The sequence below is a fragment of the Bacteroidota bacterium genome (genome assembly GCA_041658205.1).
GTDB lineage: Bacteria > Bacteroidota > Ignavibacteria > UBA10030 > UBA8401 > UBA8401.
In genome coordinates this window covers 2,400,596-2,419,721 of record JBBAAO010000001.1, presented here as the reverse complement: position 1 = coordinate 2,419,721, position 19,126 = coordinate 2,400,596, and the positions used below count along the sequence as shown (strand labels likewise).

Annotated in this window: 15 protein-coding genes; 11 read left to right on the top strand and 4 right to left on the bottom strand. The window is 40.7% G+C overall.

The window, feature by feature from the left end; all coding sequences use genetic code 11:
- Positions 1-378: 378 nt before the first annotated feature.
- Together htpG and WDA22_09985 are read left to right on the top strand one after the other, a co-directional pair.
- The gene (gene htpG / locus WDA22_09990; GenBank protein ID MFA5833793.1) at positions 379-2,265 is read left to right on the top strand and encodes a molecular chaperone HtpG; all 1,887 of its coding nucleotides are present in this window, start codon (positions 379-381) and stop codon (positions 2,263-2,265) included.
- A 245-nt stretch (positions 2,266-2,510) separates the two neighbouring features.
- The gene (locus tag WDA22_09985; GenBank protein ID MFA5833792.1) at positions 2,511-6,104 is read left to right on the top strand and encodes a S8 family serine peptidase; all 3,594 of its coding nucleotides are present in this window, start codon (positions 2,511-2,513) and stop codon (positions 6,102-6,104) included.
- 39 nt (positions 6,105-6,143) lie between these two features.
- Here the strand turns inward: WDA22_09985 and WDA22_09980 are convergent, their stop codons facing one another.
- The 3 genes from WDA22_09980 to WDA22_09970 form a co-directional block, all read right to left on the bottom strand.
- Positions 6,144-7,067: a helix-turn-helix domain-containing protein gene (locus WDA22_09980; protein MFA5833791.1), complete on the bottom strand. Its 924-nt coding sequence runs from the start codon at positions 7,065-7,067 to the stop codon at positions 6,144-6,146.
- A gap of 63 nt (positions 7,068-7,130) precedes the next feature.
- The gene (locus WDA22_09975) at positions 7,131-9,143 is read right to left on the bottom strand and encodes a (Fe-S)-binding protein (GenBank protein ID MFA5833790.1); all 2,013 of its coding nucleotides are present in this window, start codon (positions 9,141-9,143) and stop codon (positions 7,131-7,133) included.
- Between the two features lie 69 nt (positions 9,144-9,212).
- Positions 9,213-10,034 (bottom strand): DUF4905 domain-containing protein, encoded by an 822-nt coding sequence (locus WDA22_09970; GenBank protein ID MFA5833789.1) that lies wholly within the window; start codon positions 10,032-10,034, stop codon positions 9,213-9,215.
- Positions 10,035-10,311: 277 nt separating this feature from the next.
- Here WDA22_09970 and gap point away from each other — a divergent pair, with 277 nt between their 5' ends.
- The 6 genes from gap (at position 10,312) to ispG (ending at position 15,627) form a co-directional block, all read left to right on the top strand.
- A complete protein-coding gene (gene gap, locus WDA22_09965) occupies positions 10,312-11,379 on the top strand; it encodes a type I glyceraldehyde-3-phosphate dehydrogenase (protein MFA5833788.1) in 1,068 nt (355 codons plus the stop codon).
- A gap of 87 nt (positions 11,380-11,466) precedes the next feature.
- Positions 11,467-11,700, top strand: coding sequence for a hypothetical protein (locus WDA22_09960; GenBank protein MFA5833787.1), 234 nt, complete (start codon positions 11,467-11,469; stop codon positions 11,698-11,700).
- A gap of 1 nt (position 11,701) precedes the next feature.
- Positions 11,702-12,001: a type II toxin-antitoxin system RelE/ParE family toxin gene (locus WDA22_09955; protein MFA5833786.1), complete on the top strand. Its 300-nt coding sequence runs from the start codon at positions 11,702-11,704 to the stop codon at positions 11,999-12,001.
- Positions 12,002-12,005: 4 nt separating this feature from the next.
- Entirely contained in the window at positions 12,006-13,271 is a 1,266-nt protein-coding gene (locus WDA22_09950; protein MFA5833785.1) for a phosphoglycerate kinase, read from the top strand.
- Positions 13,272-13,362: 91 nt separating this feature from the next.
- On the top strand, positions 13,363-14,271 hold the full coding sequence (locus WDA22_09945; GenBank protein MFA5833784.1) for a rhomboid family intramembrane serine protease: 909 nt from the start codon (positions 13,363-13,365) through the stop codon (positions 14,269-14,271).
- Between the two features lie 225 nt (positions 14,272-14,496).
- Positions 14,497-15,627: a flavodoxin-dependent (E)-4-hydroxy-3-methylbut-2-enyl-diphosphate synthase gene (gene ispG / locus WDA22_09940; protein ID MFA5833783.1), complete on the top strand. Its 1,131-nt coding sequence runs from the start codon at positions 14,497-14,499 to the stop codon at positions 15,625-15,627.
- A 74-nt stretch (positions 15,628-15,701) separates the two neighbouring features.
- Here ispG and WDA22_09935 read toward each other — a convergent pair whose 3' ends face one another.
- Positions 15,702-16,064, bottom strand: a complete 363-nt coding sequence (locus WDA22_09935; GenBank protein ID MFA5833782.1) for a DUF6249 domain-containing protein — start codon at positions 16,062-16,064, stop codon at positions 15,702-15,704.
- 206 nt (positions 16,065-16,270) lie between these two features.
- On the opposite strand from WDA22_09935, the gene WDA22_09930 reads away from it, so the two are divergent.
- The 3 genes from WDA22_09930 (at position 16,271) to WDA22_09920 (ending at position 19,111) form a co-directional block, all read left to right on the top strand.
- Positions 16,271-16,858, top strand: coding sequence for a sigma-70 family RNA polymerase sigma factor (locus tag WDA22_09930; GenBank protein ID MFA5833781.1), 588 nt, complete (start codon positions 16,271-16,273; stop codon positions 16,856-16,858).
- A complete protein-coding gene (locus WDA22_09925) occupies positions 16,855-17,412 on the top strand; it encodes a hypothetical protein (protein ID MFA5833780.1) in 558 nt (185 codons plus the stop codon). The genes WDA22_09930 and WDA22_09925 overlap by 4 nt, the downstream gene beginning before the upstream one ends.
- A gap of 109 nt (positions 17,413-17,521) precedes the next feature.
- Complete coding sequence (locus tag WDA22_09920) at positions 17,522-19,111, top strand: glycosyltransferase family 39 protein (GenBank protein MFA5833779.1); 1,590 nt, start codon at positions 17,522-17,524, stop codon at positions 19,109-19,111.
- Positions 19,112-19,126: the final 15 nt, after the last annotated feature.

Genomic DNA, 19,126 nt, shown 5'->3' with positions numbered 1-19,126 from the left:
TGAATACAAAATTGACTATAGTACCTCAAACTTATTTTGATAACAAGTAGTAAGCCCTTTATGTTATATAGTAGAGATCGTATTAAAGTGGGTGGGGCGAAATTTAGGAGGACTGAGCGAATGGGAAAGCGATGAATGACGGGACTTTTGATGGCGCGATTCGCGCCATCAACGGGCAAGAGCGAACGGTCGACGACTCGACTCGTCGAGGATTCATCGCGCGCGTTAAATTTCGTCCGCCTTTGGCGGACTTCTTTTCTTGCTCCGTCAAGAAAAGAAGAGAGTGAAGAATCTTGTTGTTTTTATCAAGGTATTTTGGACAAGTTTATTTTGTAGTCGATAATCACATATATCAAGGATCTAAAAAAGGTAAACATTATGCAATCAGCAAAAAAAATGGAATTCAAGAGTGAATTAAAACAAATTCTTAATCTTATCACTCACTCGCTCTATTCTCACAAAGAGGTTTTTCTGAGGGAGTTGATTAGCAATGCAAGCGATGCAATCGATAAAATGCGGTTTGATTCGGTGAATAACGAATCTCTTCTTGAAAACAATAAGGATTGGAAGATCAAAATCACCCCGGATCCCGAAAAAAATACATTGACCATTTCCGACAATGGAATTGGGATGTCGCAACAGACGATTATTGAAAACCTCGGAACCATCGCAAAATCCGGAACAAAAGAATTTCTCGATCAATTGAAGAAAGTAGATGCTGCTTCCCGTCCGGAATTGATCGGCCAATTTGGCGTCGGTTTTTATTCGGCCTTTATGGTGGCAGACTCAGTGACTGTAATTTCAAGGATCTCCGAAAGTTCAAGTGATGGAGTGAAATGGACTTCCGACGGACAGGGAGAATACACTGTTGAAACGGTCGATAAAGCTGCCAGAGGAACAGACATTGTTTTGCATCTAAAATCGGAGGAGAAGGAATTTACCGAACAATGGAAAATACGGTCGCTGGTGAAACAGTTTTCAGATTTTATTGAGCACCCGATTGTGATGGATGTTGAGAAGGAAGATGATAAGAAAAACAAAACGATTGAAGAAGAAACCTTAAATTCCAGAAAAGCGCTCTGGCTTCGTTCCAAAAGTGAAGTGTCGAAAGAGGAATACAATCAATTTTATAAACAAGTATCGAATGATTTTTCTGAACCGGCAAGAATTCTTCATTACAGCGGAGAAGGAGTTATTGAATTTAAAGTATTGCTCTTTATTCCCGCAAAAAAGCCGTATGACATGATGTTCGGAGAGACCAAAGTAGGTCCTAAATTGTATATCCGGCGTGTGTTGATTATGGATCACTGTGAACAGTTGCTTCCGCCGTATCTGCGATTCGTAAAAGGGGTAGTGGATTGTGCCGATCTTCCGTTAAATGTCTCCCGCGAATTGCTGCAACAGAATCCGCTATTGGAAAAGATCAAAACCAATCTTGTGAAGAGCGTTTTAAAGAATCTTGAAGAGATGATGACGACCTCGTTTGATGAATACCTCTCGTTCTATAAAGAGTTCGGATCATTTCTGAAAGAAGGGTTAAATCACGATTGGGCAAATAAAGAGCAACTGTCAAAACTATTATTATTTGAATCGCTCAAAACGGATGAAAAAAAATGTATTTCGCTGACGCAGTATGTGGAATCGATGCATGCGGAACAAAAAGAAATTTATTATGCCACCGGTGAAAATAGATCAGTCCTGATCCATGCTCCGTACCTTGAAGTGTTTAAGTCGAAACAATGGGATGTCCTCTTTATGACCGATCCAATCGATGAATTTATCCTTCCATCCCTACCTGAATTTAATGGAAAAAAACTGGTAGCGGCAGACAAAAGCGATGTTTCTGTTGAGCCGGAAAATGAGAATAAGGAACTGGCGAAGGAGTATTCGGGACTTTTTGAAGTTCTCAAATCAAAACTATCGCATATCAAAGAGATTAAAATCTCCACACGCCTGAAAGAGAGTGCTTCCTGTTTAGTGAATGATAAGGAAGGGATGAGCTCGAACATGGAACGAATCATGCAAAAATTAGGACAGATGGATGAGACCAAAAAAAGCGATCGGATCCTGGAATTGAATATCAAACATCCAGTGGTACAGTCCTTGAAAAAAATATTTGATGCAAACGGACAGGATAACAAAATTGAAATGTATGCCCATCTGCTGCACGATCAAGCGTTGATCGCCGAAGGTTCAAAAGTGGAAGATCCGTTAGCGTTTGCTCAACGGATAAATCAATTATTGGTGGAGTCATCCGGTAATTGATGTATCCATGAAATCGTTCGTGAAAAAGGAATCTGTGAAAAATGCAGATTCCTTTTTTTTATAACATTCCACTTTCGTTTGTCATGTCCAAGACATTTCGTAAAGATGCGTAGGAACTTTACTGTCCCGATAAAATGTTTCAGTGTAATATTTGTATTATTGTAACTTTTTGATACAATTGCGTAAAATGACCTTCATCAAAAATTTAAGAATAACCCTTTCAATGTTCAAAAATGAGGAGATTCATGGCATTTCGTTCGGCGCTGTTTTTTGTTTTATTCTATTTCTATTCTATTCCAATTTATTCTCAAAACGTATTTCAATCAAGAATCGATTACCAAAAACCGATATTAGAACCTACCACGCATAACGTCACAAAAGATTCTGTTGTCAATCTCATTGTCGAATTCCGTGAAGCGCCACTATTTATCGCACAGTTGAATACTCAAACAGACCAATCTGTTGCCGTGTATCAAAATCGGTTTACTCAATTTGAAAATGATCTCCGCAGAATGACATTGCAAAAAACTGCAGCGAACATTCAATCCTCGGTGATAATCCAAAAGCGATTCTACAAATCATTTTTTGGGATAAGCGTGCAGATGCCGATGAGTCTTATTCCCGCCGTAGAACAAATATCGTACGTGAAAAAGGTGCACGAAAATAAAACGGTGAATGCATTCATACAGAAAAGTGCTCCGCAGTCAAGGATCAATAATGTTTGGAGTACCGATACTGTTAAAGGGGAAGGTGTTGTTGTGGGAATAATAGACTCCGGGATTGATTACTTGCATCCCGCGTTGGGAGGCGGACTTGGTCTGTCATTTAAAGTCATTGGCGGATATGATTTTGTCAATAGCGATAATGATCCGATGGACGATAATGGACATGGAACTCATGTTGCGGGAATTATTAGTGCTGATGCTGTGGATTTTCAAGGGGTTGCGCCGAAAGTAAAATTATATGGATTAAAAGTTCTCAATGCGGAAGGAAGAGGAAGTCAGAGTACGATTATTGAAGCGATTGAGCGTGCAGTAGATCCAAATCAAGATGGTGATATGAGTGATAAACTCGATGTCGTGAATATGAGCTTAGGAAGTTCTTACGGCGACGCAGATGATGCCGCTTGTACTGCTGTTGATCAAGCAACGGCACTTGGTGTTACATTTGTTGTAGCAGCGGGAAATGATGGTCGTGCAACCCCAGTTCAAGGGAAAGAAGATAATTATTATTACACCGGTATGGAGACGATAGGAAGTCCCGGCTCTGCTCGCTCGGCCATTACCGTCGGTGCAATTGATTCAGTGAATAAGGTCGCTGATTTTTCTTCCAAAGGACCTACAAGAATATATTATGATATAAAACCCGATGTGGTTGCTCCGGGTGTGAATATACGCTCATTATCACTTGGGAACGGTTTTTCTGTTAAGACCGGTACTTCAATGGCAACGCCAATGGTGACCGGGGTTGCTGCATTATTGAAGTCTAACAATAAAAGTCTATCACCGCTGCAGATCAAATCTGCAATCGCAAATTCTTCTGTTGATCTCGGATTTAAAACGATACGTCAAGGTTCAGGGAAAGTCGGTGCGATGCGGGCGATGGCAAATACGTCATTTGTTAAGCCAACACAGTTGAGTTTTGGGTTAGACGATCCTGCTCTAACAACATGGACGAAAGTTGATACACTCACTATTTCAAACACCGGGGACAGTACGCAAAATTATTCAGTTGGATTTTCACCGGCATCAGCCGGAATTACCCTTTCAGCTGTTCCCAACAAATTTTCGTTAGCAGCCGGTACGTCGCAACAGATCTTGGTTACCATTGCTGTAAACAACGCCGTTGTTCCAATTGTTGATGAAGATATTATTCTTTATGATGGATTTGCACATATTTTTGGAAGCAGAGATACACTGCATCTTCCTTGGCTGTTTGCAAGAACAACGAGAATGTTGTTAACATTCAATGAATCTCATCCATATCTTGTTGGATCAAGCAACAGCTTTTATATTGTGCCGTTCTATAATAGCTACTATTCCAAAGTTCGATGGATTGATTCAAAAACATTGGAAGTGTCCGGGGCATTTCCGAGCACCTATGATTTTGCCGTATTTTTTCGCAACAGTTCGAAACTGATATTGAAATCCAATCTTCAATTCACCGGTGCTGAGTCATTTTCATTCAATTCATCCGACGCAATTCATCCTGTGAATTTTAACGGTGTTGACCAAAACGGTGTTCCGCTTTCATCTTTAAAAACGCAACGAATTCTCAAGATTGGTTTACCGATAGGATGGTTATTTGCTCCATTACTTGAAGGAGTTAAAACTGTTCTGGTGTCGTCGGCTTCCGCGAACTTTTCCTTTATGGGATTTGAAGCATTGATCGATTTGACTGGTGCGAAGAGAGTTGTTATTCCGCAGTATTCCCGTTTCAACGGAATTTCGGGTGAGGTGAATTTGACTAATAATCCGGCTGGATATTACAAGCAAACTCTTCAATTCAAAGTTCCTGAGAATATCACCTCGACAAGGATATTTTCCGAAGTGTTTGCAACGCAGACAATAATTGAAGGTGAAACCTATGGTAATACGATTATTGTCGCGGCGGATACGGTAAATGTTATGAACAAGGTTGCAATATTTGATCTGTTCTTGATGAAACAAATCGATTCCACGTTCGGTGCTTCAGTCGCATTCTATACAAATAACACATACAAAACAGACGATTTGTTGGATATGGCGACACGATATTTTACTATTTTTAATGATAGTATCATGCTTGGTTTTCCCGCTCAAGCGAATTGGTTGACTACACATAAATCTGCAAGCGGAGATACGATGCGTTTTGGTGAGTCGCCTGTTCGCCTCTTGAACGTTTCGTATAATAATTCATTCGGTCCATCAATCCATTTTAATCCATTGTTCTTTGGAAGCCTTTTTGAACAGCGGTACAGCGATATTAATTCAGGAACATACACAATCTATAATGAAGCAGGGGAAAAATTAAAAGAGGATAAATTAAATGTATTTCCGCGGCGTCCATACGAAGTAACGCCGGGAAAATATCGTCTTGAAATTGAATCGCAGGGTTATTCTGTGAGCAATGCAAAAGGGAAACTGACGCTCGTTAATAATGTTGACCTGACAAAATCAGTTCCCGATGCACCGATGATTACATCGTTCACAATATTGAATTCGAAGAAAAAAATATCGAACAGTTTTGTTAAGAATGAACAAGCGTCATTACGGTTTTCTTCTAAGATTCTTGCCGGTCCGCCGCAGTTACCGATGACTGATTCAACCAAAGTCTATTATCGGAAATATAAAACGTCATCATGGATAGCGCTCCCTGTTTCTGTTATCAGTAGTGATGTAGAAAGAGAAGGGACAATATTCTCTGCGTCTCTTTCGCCGGCAATAGTGTTTGATACGGCCGCAATTGATCTGAAAATTAAACTTGCCGATGCTGTCGGGAATACTGTTGAACAGATACTTTCTCCGGCATTTTCCATTGGCAACTGGGTGGATGATGGAACCATTAATGATATACAGGAGGAAACTGCAACGCCTGTTTCGTTTGCATTATATCAGAATTACCCGAATCCGTTCAATCCTGTGACAACGATTCGTTACGATGTACCGGGAACAAGCTTCGTGCGACTTTCAGTGTATGATGTTCTTGGCCGTGAAGTACAATCGCTGGTGAAAGAAACTCAATCAATGGGGAAATATTCGGTGCAATTTGATGCACACAATCTATCAAGTGGAGTATATTTTTACCGTCTGTCAGTCGGTCAACAGAACAGCATCATGAAAATGCTTCTTGTGAAATAAAAAAGGATGAATACTCAGCCCTTTTTTTATGGTGGACTGTTACGATAAATCTTTTTTTGGATCGAATTCTTTGATACCGCTGAATTGTTCGAACGTCTGAAGTTTTGCAAGAGGAGAGAGCATGCCGATCTCTTTTCGAGGTTGTTTGTTGTTATAGTCGAGAAGATAATTATGAATCATTCGGTCGGCATCGTTCTGCGAATTGAAGGGGAAGGAAAGAAATGCATCCGGTGCATCGAATTTTTTGATCCGTTCAATCTGTAATTTTGATTGCGCTTGTTTCCTCGTTGGTATATGCTGTTTAATGCCGAGACGTCGAAGATTTAATGTGAAGGCATGTGTTCGTGAGCGCGACATGGCTACACTAGTGAACACATTGTCCAGCGGTGTGTGTACATAATGGACTGGGAACGGTAACGAAGTTAGCATGTACTGGACAAAATCGAGCGCGGAAAGTGTGGAATGCCGGGCATACATCTTTGCAATGCGAAGATGTGTACATTCATCCACAGCGGAATAATAGTAGAATTTCTGTTTTCCGATCGTTTTCTCGAACGGTTTAACAAAGATGATCACACGATCTCCCGGAAGCAACGCATCATGCGGTTTTACTTTCCGCCGTTTGATCTTCGTTCCCTTCATATCAATCCCGCTTCTGCGCAAAATCTTCCAGATGGTATTTTCAGCAAGATCGATTCCGTACCACAATGAAAGATAGAGTTGCAGTCGTTTCTGGCCAAAACCTGTCTGTTCGCGAAGGTTCTTTAATCGTTGAATGATATGCTCTGGTGTTGCCCGCGGATTATTGTGAGGCTTCCGTGAACGATTGACAAGGCTTGTAGAGGATTTATCGGCGGTGTTATATCGTTTCCACCATTTATAGAACGTTTTTCTGCTGATGTCGAATTTTTTGCAAACCTTGGGAACGCTTTTCACTCGTTCGTATTCTGCAAACCACTCCATACGCTCTTCTGGAGTCGGGAGAATTTCTTTTGATATGGAATTGTGATGATTCACGTTGATTGTTTAGGATGCATTTCCGTTTTCAACTGCTTCCCACAATATCTCCGCAACATCTTTTACCTGAGCTTTTTCCGATGCTTCTTTTGCTTTAATGCCATCATTCAACATTGTCATACAAAAGGGGCAGGCAGAGGCAACCGTTGGCGCACCGGTTGCAAGTGCTTCTTCAGTTCTTTCGATATTGATTCGTTTACCGTGATGTTCTTCCATCCACATCCTGCCGCCGCCGGCACCGCAACATAATCCTTTATCTTTCGTTCGAGGCATTTCCACTAATTCAGCTCCAGTGGCTTGCAAGGTCCTGCGCGGAGTTTCCACGACATCGTTATATCGTGCTAAGTAACAAGAATCATGATATGTGACCGTTTGTTTTTTCTTCCGATCATCGTTGATCTTAATCTTTCCTTCTTCAACCAATTGATTGAGAAAATCCGTGTGATGAACAACTTCAAAATTCCCGCCAAATTGAGGATATTCCTTTGAAAGCGAATGGAAACAATGCGGGCACGTTGCAACAACCTTCTTCACATGATATCGGTTCAATGTTTCGATATTCTCGGTCATCATTGTCTGAGCAAGGTACTCATTTCCCATTCTCCGTGCAGCGTCACCGTTGCATTTCTCTTCCGTGCCAAGAATTGCAAAAGAAATTCCTGCGTGCTGCATTAATTTTGAGAATGCAATCGAGACTTTTTTATATCGTGCATCATATGCTCCGGCGCATCCAACCCAGAAGAGAACATCGACATTTTTTGCATCACCGACTTCTGCCATTTTGGGAATGTGTAACCCTTCAGCCCAATCTGCACGCGTAGAATGTGAGAATCCCCATGGAGTAAAGTTACGTTCAAGATTGTCAAATACAGTCTTCAATTCAGGCGGGAATCGGGATTCATTCAATACTAACCCACGGCGCATGTCAACAATTTCATCGACATGTTCTATCATGACGGGGCACTCGTTGACGCATGCCATGCAAGTGGTACAGGACCAGAGTTCATCTTCGGTGATGTAATTATCCAACAGTGTCTTTTGTGCAATTTGCTGATTCGATTCCAATGTGCCGGAAATCATGAATGGTGATTTTTCTGCAGTACGTCTTCGTGTATCAACAATGATTTTGCGCGGAGAAAGAGGTTTGCCGGTAAGATTTGCAGGACAGACCGATTCGCAGCGGCCACATTCCGTACATGTGTAACCATCCAATAATTGTTTCCATGTAAGATCTTCAATGTCACTGACGCCAAATTTTGTCAGCGTCTCATCCTGTAGATTGATCGGTGTCAGTGCCCCTTTGGGTTTTAATGAAGCAAAGAAAACATTCGGAACGGATGTGAGTACGTGAAGATGTTTTGAATATGGTAGGTAATTTAAAAATGCAAGAACAAGTCCTATATGACTCCACCAAAAAATGTTTTCAGCGATGTATGTGCTGCGGGCGTACGAAAACAATAATGCGAGAGTCGATGAAACGGGGAATTGCCATCCCGCATGATACGTTCCTATTGAGATTCGGGTTGCATTTTGAAATAACGTTGTTGTAACTATCAAAAAGATCCACGTAAGGATCATTGCTGCATCTTTGCTTCCATGTGCATCAACTTGTAACCGTTTCACTTTGGTAATAAAACGTCTCCAGAGCGAACCGATGACGCCGACCATTACCAGGAGGCAAAATACTTCTTGAGAAAACGTGATGACGGAATATGCTCTGCCGAGAAATGAAAATGAGAAATGTCCAATAATTCCTTCGATGATTGATTCCACAACAACAAAGGATAATGCAAGGAAACCCCAAAAAATTAAAAGATGAAGTGTCCCAGCGATCGGGTCGCGCAACAGTTTCGTTTGCAGAAAGGCAATGGTAAATACATTTTTTAGTCGTGACGGAATATTGTTAAATCGATTGTCGGATTTTCCCAGTTGGAATGTTCTGATCAATTTTTTGACACTCAATCCAAACAATGAAATTGAAGTGAGAAAAAAAAGAGAGAAAGCGATTTGGTTAAGTCCCATGAATATTTCCTTTGTTCTTCATCATCCAAAATTCAAGGGTAATGAATCTCTGGTTTGATGAAGGTGCTGTTATGGCAAATCCAAAGCGACGAATGTTTTTCGTTCTTTGATGTAAAAGACTCGATCTCTATCCATAAAGAATGAGTCCGGTACAGGGTATTGCGTCGATTCGTTCAATACATCGGAATATACTTTTTTCTTTGTTGTTGTGTCAATAATAGAAAGTGTGTTTTTCAATCCTAGTTCAGCAGTAGTATGTCGAGAATATACATTCAAAACGACGAAATTTCCTCTGGAAATATATTCAGCACTTGTGAATTCTGACTGACTGCTCATAAATTGTTCAATACCATCATCATTATGGGCAACTTGTTGGGGAAATGTAAAGTCTGTCTTTTCATACTGTGTATTCGCAATGATACCGTCAGGCAGGGTGTTTAGTTCTTCAATAATCGCTCCATTTCGCTCATCGATCTTATAATAGACTCGTCGTTCAAATAAGTCTTTATATCCAAACACAAATGGAGCTTGAATTGCCAGAAATGTGCATTCAGTATTCTGCCATAGCGTATTACCACTGAAAAGATCTACGGCTATTATATTTTTTTGCTCGGGCATGTCCGGTTTTCTGAATCCATGAAGATATAACCGTTCATTGGTAACGGCACTGAGACCGATCCACCATTTTTCCTCAAAAATTTTATCTTTCCAGAGCATGCTGTTTGTTTGTGTATCGAAGCAGAAAAATGTTGCTGATTTTGATTCCGTATTGCGATCTTCACAGATAATATGACCATGTTCAGAAAACATCACTCTCCATAATACGTGCTGAGCGGAAAAACTCCATGACGGTTTTAATCTGTTCGGCAATAAGAGCGAAAGGAGATTCATTACATAAAAATAGGGGAATATCGTTTGAGTAGCAACGTGAAACAAACCAATATCTCAAAATTATGAGAGGCAATATGTACTGAAATGCATTTGCTTCGGTCGAAACTTCTGGAGTTTAATAAGTTGTTTACCATTTCAAATTCTCTTCAAATTAATGTGATTTGATCATCTTTGTTCTTACCAAGTTTTGCACATGGGTTTGCTTCTCTCTTCAAATCTTGGTAAATTTCACCAGCAAATAGGAAAAATTCAGCACATTTAACAAGGAATGAATATTATGGCAATAAAAGTAGGAATAAACGGATTTGGACGTATTGGTCGTCAGGTGATCAGTGCGATGGTTGAAAAAAATATACTTGGAAAAGAAATTGATATTGTTGCTGTTGTTGATGTCAGCACAGAAGCAGATTATTTTGCGTATCAATTAAAGTATGATTCTGTTCACGGTCAATTTAAAGGGACTGTTGGAAGCGAGAAGAGCAGTCCTGCCGCTGAGCACGATGATATTCTCGTGGTGAACGGCCACAAGATTAAATGCGTCATGGCGCAGAAAGATCCGTCGCAACTTCCTTGGAAAGCTCTCGGTGTAGAAATTGTGATTGAATCTACAGGGTTGTTCACCGATTCCGAAAAAGCAAAAGGACATATTGCCGGCGGTGCGAAAAGCGTACTTATTTCTGCTCCTGGTAAAGGCGATGTCAAAACAATCGTCATGGGTGTGAATGACAATGAATATGATGCAGCAAAACATACGATCGTTTCCAATGCATCGTGCACCACAAATTGCTTGGCTCCGGTTGTTCATGTTCTGTTAAAAGAAGGAATCGGAATCGAAACCGGTTTGATGACAACAATTCACTCTTACACAGCAACACAAAAGACAGTGGATGGTCCTTCCAAAAAAGATTGGAGAGGCGGACGTGCTGCAGCAATCAATATTATTCCTTCATCCACCGGTGCAGCAAAAGCGGTTGGTGAAGTGCTTCCGCAGACAAAAGGAAAATTGACCGGTATGTCGTTCCGCGTACCGACTGCAGATGTTTCTGTGATCGATTTGACATTCCGTTCCACACGGGATACCTCCATTGAAGAAATTGATGCGTTGTTCAAAAAAGCGTCTGAAACATATCTCAAAGGAATACTCGGGTATCAGAATGAAGAAGTTGTATCAACGGACTTCATTCATGACGATCGTTCATCCATTTATGACTCTCTTGCAACAACGCAGAACAACCTGAAAGGTGAAAAAAGATTCTTTAAGGTTATTTCTTGGTACGATAACGAATGGGGATATTCAAACCGTGTTGTCGATCTGTTAAGAAAAATGGCCGGAACATCAAAATAATGTTCTGTCGTTTTCAGATGTAACATTTAGTAAGGGCTGATCTCCATTTTGGGTTCAGCCCTTTTCTTTCAATAGCGAGGAGGTTGTATGGACTTAGTAAAAGAAAAAGAGTTGATTAAACAACAAATCGATTTAATGGAAGATGAAAAAGTACTCACCGCTGTCAAAAATATGCTAAGCTTATCTCGATTGCATCATGAGAACTTAAAACCTATTTCGATTGAAGAATTAAAAGAACGCGCCATAGCTTCAGAAGCTGCAATTAAGAATGGAAATGTTATTTCGCTGGAGAGTCTAAAAAAAGAAATCTTGATGTGGTAATATGCGGATAATTGTCACTACACCTGCCAAACAAAAATTGAAACAAATATATGATTACTATGAAGCGGCTTCAAGTAAAAGAATAGCAAAATCAATTATAAATGATATTGTTAATGCAACCGAAATGTTAATTGAACAACCCCTTGCCGGACAAACCGAAGAATTTCTTATTGACTTGGAGCTGAATCATCGAAGGATTGTTGAAGGAAATTATAAGATTATTTACAGAATTCAAGACGACAAAATATATATTACCGATATTTTTGATACCCGTCAAAATCCACTGAAAATGAAGAGATGATATTATGAATAAAAAAACAATTAAAGATATCGATTTTAACAACAAACGCGTGTTGCTCCGTGTTGATTTTAATGTGCCGTTGAAGAATGGTGTCATTCAAGATGATACCCGAATCAAAGCAGCGCTCCCAACCATCCAATATATTTTGGAACATAAACCAAAATCGCTTGTGCTTATGTCCCATCTCGGCGATCCTAAAAAAGACACGCAAAAGGCAAAAGAAAAAGCAGAGAAGGATGGGAAAACATTCGATGAAAAAGCGTTTAGTGACGGAAAACATAAAATGAAACCGGTGGTCGAACGTCTTTCTTCATTACTGGGGAAGAGTGTGAAACTTGCTCCGGCAGCGATTGGTGCAGAAACAAAGGCAATAGTGGATGCATTGGGAGCAGGCGAAATATTGATGTTGGAGAACACCCGCTTTCATAAAGAAGAGACTGGAAAAGAGGCTGCAGACCGCGAACGAATGGCAAAAGAATTGGCGCAATATGGTGATGTATATGTGAACGATGCATTCGGTTCTGCTCATCGTGCCCACGCTTCCACGGAGACGGTTGCAAAATACCTTCCGGCTGTTGCAGGATTTTTGATGGAGAAGGAATTAGCGTATCTTGTGAAAGCAACGGCAACACCGGTAAAGCCGTATGTCGCAATTATGGGCGGCGCTAAGATTTCGGGTAAAATCGATGTGATCCAGAATCTGATGGGAAAAGTTGATGCGTTGTTAATCGGCGGCGGAATGATGTTTACCTTCTTTAAAGCGCAGGGAATGGAAATCGGGAAATCGTTGTTAGAGGAGGACAAGATCGACCTCGCAAAAAAATTGATTGATGAAGCAAAAGCGAAGAATATCAAACTCCTACTCCCGATCGATTGTGTGGTTGCAGAAAAATTTGATAATGACTCTCCCGTGAAAACTGTGAACATCAACGCTATTCCTTCCGACGGAGTTGGAATGGATATCGGTCCAGAAACGATTAAATTGTTTAGCAATGAAATTAAGAATGCAAAAACAGTAGTGTGGAACGGACCGATGGGTGTGTTTGAGATGAGCAATTTTGCTGCAGGTACAAATGCCATTGCGAAATCACTTGTTGAAGCAACGAAACTTGGCGCTATCACAATTGTCGGTGGTGGAGATTCTGCCGCAGCAATTGCAAAGGCTGGACTTGAAAAAGAAGTATCGCATGTTTCTACCGGCGGCGGCGCATCGCTGGAATTCCTGGAAGGAAAAATACTTCCAGGTGTAGCAGCATTGAATGATAAATAAAAGTAAGGAACAAACAACAAATTCCAAACAACAAACATAAGTAGTGTAAGTTTGAAATTTGAGAATTGATTTTTTGGAATTTTTATAATTTATGGCATATAATCGTCCCGGTAATTTTTATCGTCCAAGTTTCTTTGGTGGATTTCAGTTCTTTCCGCCTGTGATCAAAGGATTGCTCATTGCAAATGCAGCGGTATTTTTAGGAATGGTTTTTCTCGGAAATTTCCGGATTGGTGATTTCTATTTTGAACAATTCTTTTTCCAATCGTTTGCTCTTTGGCCTCTTGGAGCTGGATTCGGATTCTGGCAGTTGTTTAGCTATATGTTCATGCATGCTAGTTTTACGCACATCCTATTCAATATGCTTGCACTTTGGATGTTCGGGATGGAACTGGAACATGTGTGGGGTTCACGAAAGTTTTTCATTTATTACTTGCTCTGCGGATTTGGTGGTGGACTTGCCAATCTGCTTATCGCACCGATGTTCACATCGGTCGGTCCGACCATTGGTGCTTCTGGCGCGGTGTACGGCATTCTGCTGGCGTTTGGGATGATGTTCCCGGATCGTCCCATTTATATGTATTTCCTTCTTCCAATTAAAGCAAAATATTTCGTTGTTATGTATATGGCATTTGAAGTATTTTCCGTTGGAAGTATGGACGGCGTAGCTCACTTTGCCCATCTTGGCGGAGCGCTTGTTGGATTCTTATATTTAATGGCGGACGGTTATCATTTTGGTTCTTCATATCGTGCACCTCGTCAAGAAGAAAATATTTTTACCCGAATGACAGGGTTTGGAAAACAACCGCAGCGAGATAAAAATTATTCCGATGTTAGCGAAGCAAAAGTGTTTGATATCTTTGAAAACCAGAAGAAAGAAGAGAAACAGGCTCAAGTACAGATCGACGAAATTTTGGATAAAATCAGTAAGAATGGATACCAAAGTTTAAGCGATGAAGAAAAAAAGATTCTTTTCGAGGCAAGCAAAAAGTTAAATTAAACAATTGATGAACGCTGAGTCGCGGAGACGCGGTAAGTATTGTAATGAATGACAAAGGTTGAATACGATAAACTGACTTAGCAAATTATTGCTGCCGCAATTGAAGTGCATCGGGAATTATGTCTCTGTCTTTTTGGAATCTGTGCGTCTCAGCGTTCATACAAAAACAATTAAAGGAATAATGTTCTCTGCGTCTTTCCGACTCAGCGTTCATTTGAAAAAAGTATGGAAAATATTCTACCGGTCATACAACCAACACAGAATGGAAACTCCACTCCGTCCAACTATAAGGTCGGCATACGCCGACATACCCGTCAAGTGAACATTGGCGGCATTAAAGTGGGAGGAGGGGCGCCGATTTCAGTTCAGACGATGACAAAATCGAAGACTGATGACATTGCCGGGACAATGAAACAAATTGTCGACGCACATGAAGCGGGATGCGATATTGTGCGGGTAACGGTAAATGACAAAGAAGCAGCAGAAGCAATGGCAGAAATTGTTCGTCAGTCACCGTTGCCGATAGTTGCCGATATTCATTTCAACCATATTTTTGCATTGAAGGCGGTTGAAGCTGGTGTTGCAAAGGTTCGTATCAATCCGGGAAACATCGGATCAAAGGATCGCATCCGACAAGTATTGACAGCAGCAAAAGATAAAGGGATTCCGATTCGCATCGGTGTCAATTCCGGATCACTGGAAGAAGACATTTTGGAAAAATACGGTTATCCAACTGCTGAGGCATTGTATGAATCAGCAATGCGCCATGTTGGTATTTGCGATGAGTTTAATTTTCGTGACGTGATTATCTCCGTTAAGTCAACGGATGTTCGTTTGATGATTGAAGCGTACCGTCTTGTTGCACAGCGAACCGATATTCCACTCCATCTTGGTGTGACCGAAGCAGGATTAACACGTATCGGCACAATCAAATCCGCAGTTGGTATTGGAACATTGCTTGCTGAAGGAATCGGCGATACGATCCGCGTTTCGTTGACCGATGAACCGGTGAAAGAAGTGGAAGTCGGGAAAGAAATTCTTCGCTCACTCGGACTTGCAACACGCAATGTAGAACTGATCGCTTGTCCAACCTGTGGTCGTTTAGAAATTGATCTGTTTGGAATTATGGCGGAATTAGAAAAACGTCTTGAAGGAGTGAAGAAACCGGTGAAGATTGCGGTGCTTGGCTGCGTAGTGAACGGTCCCGGCGAAGCAAGTGATGCGGATATCGGAATTGCTGCCGGAAAAGGAGTTGGAATTCTCTATCGAAAAGGACAAATGATCCGAAAGATCAAAGAGAGTGAGATTGTTGATGTAGTGGTTGAAGAAGTGCATAAGTTTCAACCGGAAGCATAAACAGCATACGTTCCTTTATAAAAAAAGGTCGGTTATTAGCCGACCTTTTTTATTTTGCATCCGTTACAGGGTGATTATAGTTTTTCATCTTCAGACATTCTTTTTTTTGCAATGGTGTAAAACATCACCAACCCTAATCCTCCGAAGAGGAAAATAATGCCTGCGGTGATTTGTTCTTCCTGTGCGTAGAACATGGATGAGAGAAATGCGCTGACAAGAATTCCCACACCGATAAATGCAGCGAGCATACCGTACTTTAATGATGAATATGGATTTGTTTTCCAGGTGCCTCTCGAATACAGGTGTTTCAAATCTTCGCTCACCAATCCTTTCTCGATGATTGTCATGCGTTCTTTATGCCGGGCATCGATGAATTTCCATAATACCGCCGCTGTACCGCCAAACAAAAAAATTGGGATGATGATTTCGGGTTCCATAAAACCTCCTATAATTTGAATAGTTGATGTTTGTTCTCTGCTTTCTTACTTTGACCTGAAATCCTACAACAAGGTTTCAATATTTGTTATAGAAATTTCATCCTGTTTCTGTATCGCAAAAAATTTAACAATAGCAGTTGGTAGATAGTTGAAACCCTTGAGCCAAAAATCGAGTCTAATTGGATATATATTCTGCAGAAAGATGAATGAAAAGCACAGATAATGACATTATCCGGCGTGTTCTGGATGGAGACCACCGGGCGTATGCAGAATTGATCGATCGTCATAAAGATAAGGCGATGACTCTCTCGATGCGTATGCTGAAGAATCGTCACGATGCGGAAGAAGCGTTGCAGGATGCTTTTGTCCGTGCATTTCGCGCATTGCCGAGCTTTGAATGGAAATCGAGTTTTTCCACGTGGTTCTATAGAATTGTTTTTAATGTATGTTCATCGGTGTTATCCCGTCGTGGACATACGAATCTTCTTTCGATAGATGAAGAGAACGATGATGACCTGAAGATCGAAATCCCTTCAACGGACGAAGAACCGGATAGAGAGTATGAGAAGAAAGAATTTTTGCAGATTGTTCATGGTGAGATCGAGAGGATGGATGCAAGTTATTCGTCAATTCTGACGATGTTCTTTTTACAGGAAATGAGCTATGACGAAATTATTGTTGTTACCGGTCTGCCGATTGGCACGGTAAAAAACAGATTGTTTCGTGCGCGGCTGCAGCTTCGAAACGCCGTTGCACGTCATTTTACAGATATGGATCAAATGGTGAACGTATGAAAAACCCCACACGACAAGAGTTGATGGAATTTGTTGACGGCACGCTCACGCCTCAACGTTTCCTTGAGATTGAACAATTGGTTTCACAATCTCATCGTTTGCAACATGAAGTCGCGCTGATGCAAACATTGCGCAAAACATTACAATACGACACAATAGTTTTCCCGTCAAAAAAATTTACGATGAACGTTATGAATGAGATTGTGCCTGGGAAACAGGAATCCCTCTGGTTCCGTTTGGCGAAGAACTCATCGAATGTATTTGCTATGATCTTGGTTCTTTCCCTGATCGGTATCGCTCTTGTCTCCAACCCTAGCGGACAGAAGAATGAAGCAAACCTGTTTTCGAAGAGTGTTGAATTATACTCTACGGCGTTCAATTCTGTATCGGAAACGATTTCCCATTGGACGAAACAATATACGCAGCCTGTTGGAGAAATTGCGAAATCATCCTCAGGCAAATTCATGCTGCTTGGCGTAATGGCATTTGTCATTTTTATTGCTGTGGATGAATTGCTGGGAAAGAAGTATTTCCAAGCTCGCATCAAACATTAGCTCTAACAACCGCAGACCATCAATCCACTGTGTTCGAAAGCATTCTTGCACACCCACACACTTTTTAGTATTTTAGTTCAACAACAAGAGAAAGTGACCGTGCAATTCAATGTCTAAAAAACAGCTCCCCCGCATTAAATCGGATAAGATTGCGTTAAAGGACATTTCTGTTTTTCCATTCTTTAAAGAATATCTCGAACATAGATTCAGCGGCATCTTTATTGCCGGAATCTACCTGTTTACCTTATTGTATATCGGATTGAGGTATCATGTAGTGGGCGATTATCATGTGGAGACCGATTTTTTCCAAATGTATGTGCCCACAGCAAAGGACATTATTAAGGGAATTTGGACTATCGAAGATTTTCGAGGACCGGCATACCCTGCCGTACTTGCTATCGTTGAACTTCTGGTGAAAGATTATTTCATCGCCGGAATTATTGTATCAGCGTTTACAGCTTGTGCAACACTTTTTTTCACTTTTGAACTGCTGAAAAAACTATTTCGGTACGATATCGCGTTCATTGTCATTCTATTGACGGCTTTCAATAAGACGTTTGTTCAATATTCTTATACCGCCGGTACCGATATGACATTTAACTGTTTTGCGGCGGCGACAGCATATTTTATTTTAAAAGATGAAAAATACTCTTGGGTGAACATAGCCCTCGCGTCACTCTCCGCAGCATTGGCTTATCTCACTCGGTATAATGGAGTATTTGTCATTATTGCAATTCCATTGATCATCGTTATTTTTAATATCTACAAAGTTGAAGTAAAACAGCGATTGATTATTTCTGGTCTCTTTGCCCTTCTCTTTTTTGTCTGTATTGGTCCGTGGGGAATATATTCTCTGCAAGAGAAAGGTAATTTTTTCTATAACAAAAACTATCTCAATATTGCATACGAAATGTTTGCAAAAGGAAGGATCGGCTGGGACCAATATTGGAATGTTGAACAAACTAAATACCATTCACTGCGTCAGGTAATTTTTGATGACCCTTCACTATTTGCATCAACAATCGGGAAGAATGTATTTGAACATTTCTCCAGTGATCTTGAACTGCTCGTCGGATGGGGAATAGGAAGCTGCTTCCTTGCCGGAATATTTGGTCTATTCAAAATTAGACCAAACGCGAGACAATCAGCATTCTTTACCTTTGGTGCGTTAATGTTTCTGGTGTTGCTGATTGTGTTTTACAGCGAACGATTTTCCATGTATTTAATCCCTGTCTATACTACGTTCGCTGTCGTGACATTAACATGGGATCGATGGAGAGGTGTGCCGTTTTACAATGGATTTATTGTTGCCGCACTGTTGGTGGTGTGGACATTTGTGAATTCATATGATTTTAACAGAACAAATATCGATTCCGGACCTAAAGAGATTAAAGTAATTGCGGATTGGTTCAATGCAAATGTGAAGGATAACGATGAGTCAAAGATTATTGTGTGCCGCAAGCCGCACATTGCGTATTATATCAATAAGAAAATGTACTATTTGCCGTATGTAAAAACGATGACAGAACTTGAAATGGAAACGAAAAAATTACATGCATCGTATTTGTTCTATGGAATATATGAAGCGAATATGCGTCCGGAATTCCAATCATTATTGAATCCCAATAATGCGCCATTATGGCTTGAACCGATTACCTACACCATCAACCCGCCGTCGGTACTATATAGAGTAAAATAATTTATGGTAAGTCGG

What these genes read in the sequence shown, in the direction of transcription:
- WDA22_09930 (MFA5833781.1), top strand. Translation starts at nt 16,271, where the DNA reads ATGAAAAGCACAGATAATGACATTATCCGGCGTGTTCTGGATGGAGAC.
- WDA22_09955 (MFA5833786.1), top strand. Translation starts at nt 11,702, where the DNA reads ATGCGGATAATTGTCACTACACCTGCCAAACAAAAATTGAAACAAATA.
- WDA22_09945 (MFA5833784.1), top strand. Translation starts at nt 13,363, where the DNA reads ATGGCATATAATCGTCCCGGTAATTTTTATCGTCCAAGTTTCTTTGGT.
- WDA22_09925 (MFA5833780.1), top strand. Translation starts at nt 16,855, where the DNA reads ATGAAAAACCCCACACGACAAGAGTTGATGGAATTTGTTGACGGCACG.
- gap (MFA5833788.1), top strand. Translation starts at nt 10,312, where the DNA reads ATGGCAATAAAAGTAGGAATAAACGGATTTGGACGTATTGGTCGTCAG.
- ispG (MFA5833783.1), top strand. Translation starts at nt 14,497, where the DNA reads ATGGAAAATATTCTACCGGTCATACAACCAACACAGAATGGAAACTCC.
- WDA22_09960 (MFA5833787.1), top strand. Translation starts at nt 11,467, where the DNA reads ATGGACTTAGTAAAAGAAAAAGAGTTGATTAAACAACAAATCGATTTA.
- WDA22_09950 (MFA5833785.1), top strand. Translation starts at nt 12,006, where the DNA reads ATGAATAAAAAAACAATTAAAGATATCGATTTTAACAACAAACGCGTG.
- htpG (MFA5833793.1), top strand. Translation starts at nt 379, where the DNA reads ATGCAATCAGCAAAAAAAATGGAATTCAAGAGTGAATTAAAACAAATT.
- WDA22_09970 (MFA5833789.1), bottom strand. Translation starts at nt 10,034, where the DNA reads ATGAATCTCCTTTCGCTCTTATTGCCGAACAGATTAAAACCGTCATGG.
- WDA22_09935 (MFA5833782.1), bottom strand. Translation starts at nt 16,064, where the DNA reads ATGGAACCCGAAATCATCATCCCAATTTTTTTGTTTGGCGGTACAGCG.
- WDA22_09920 (MFA5833779.1), top strand. Translation starts at nt 17,522, where the DNA reads ATGTCTAAAAAACAGCTCCCCCGCATTAAATCGGATAAGATTGCGTTA.
- WDA22_09980 (MFA5833791.1), bottom strand. Translation starts at nt 7,067, where the DNA reads ATGGAGTGGTTTGCAGAATACGAACGAGTGAAAAGCGTTCCCAAGGTT.
- WDA22_09985 (MFA5833792.1), top strand. Translation starts at nt 2,511, where the DNA reads ATGGCATTTCGTTCGGCGCTGTTTTTTGTTTTATTCTATTTCTATTCT.
- WDA22_09975 (MFA5833790.1), bottom strand. Translation starts at nt 9,143, where the DNA reads ATGGGACTTAACCAAATCGCTTTCTCTCTTTTTTTTCTCACTTCAATT.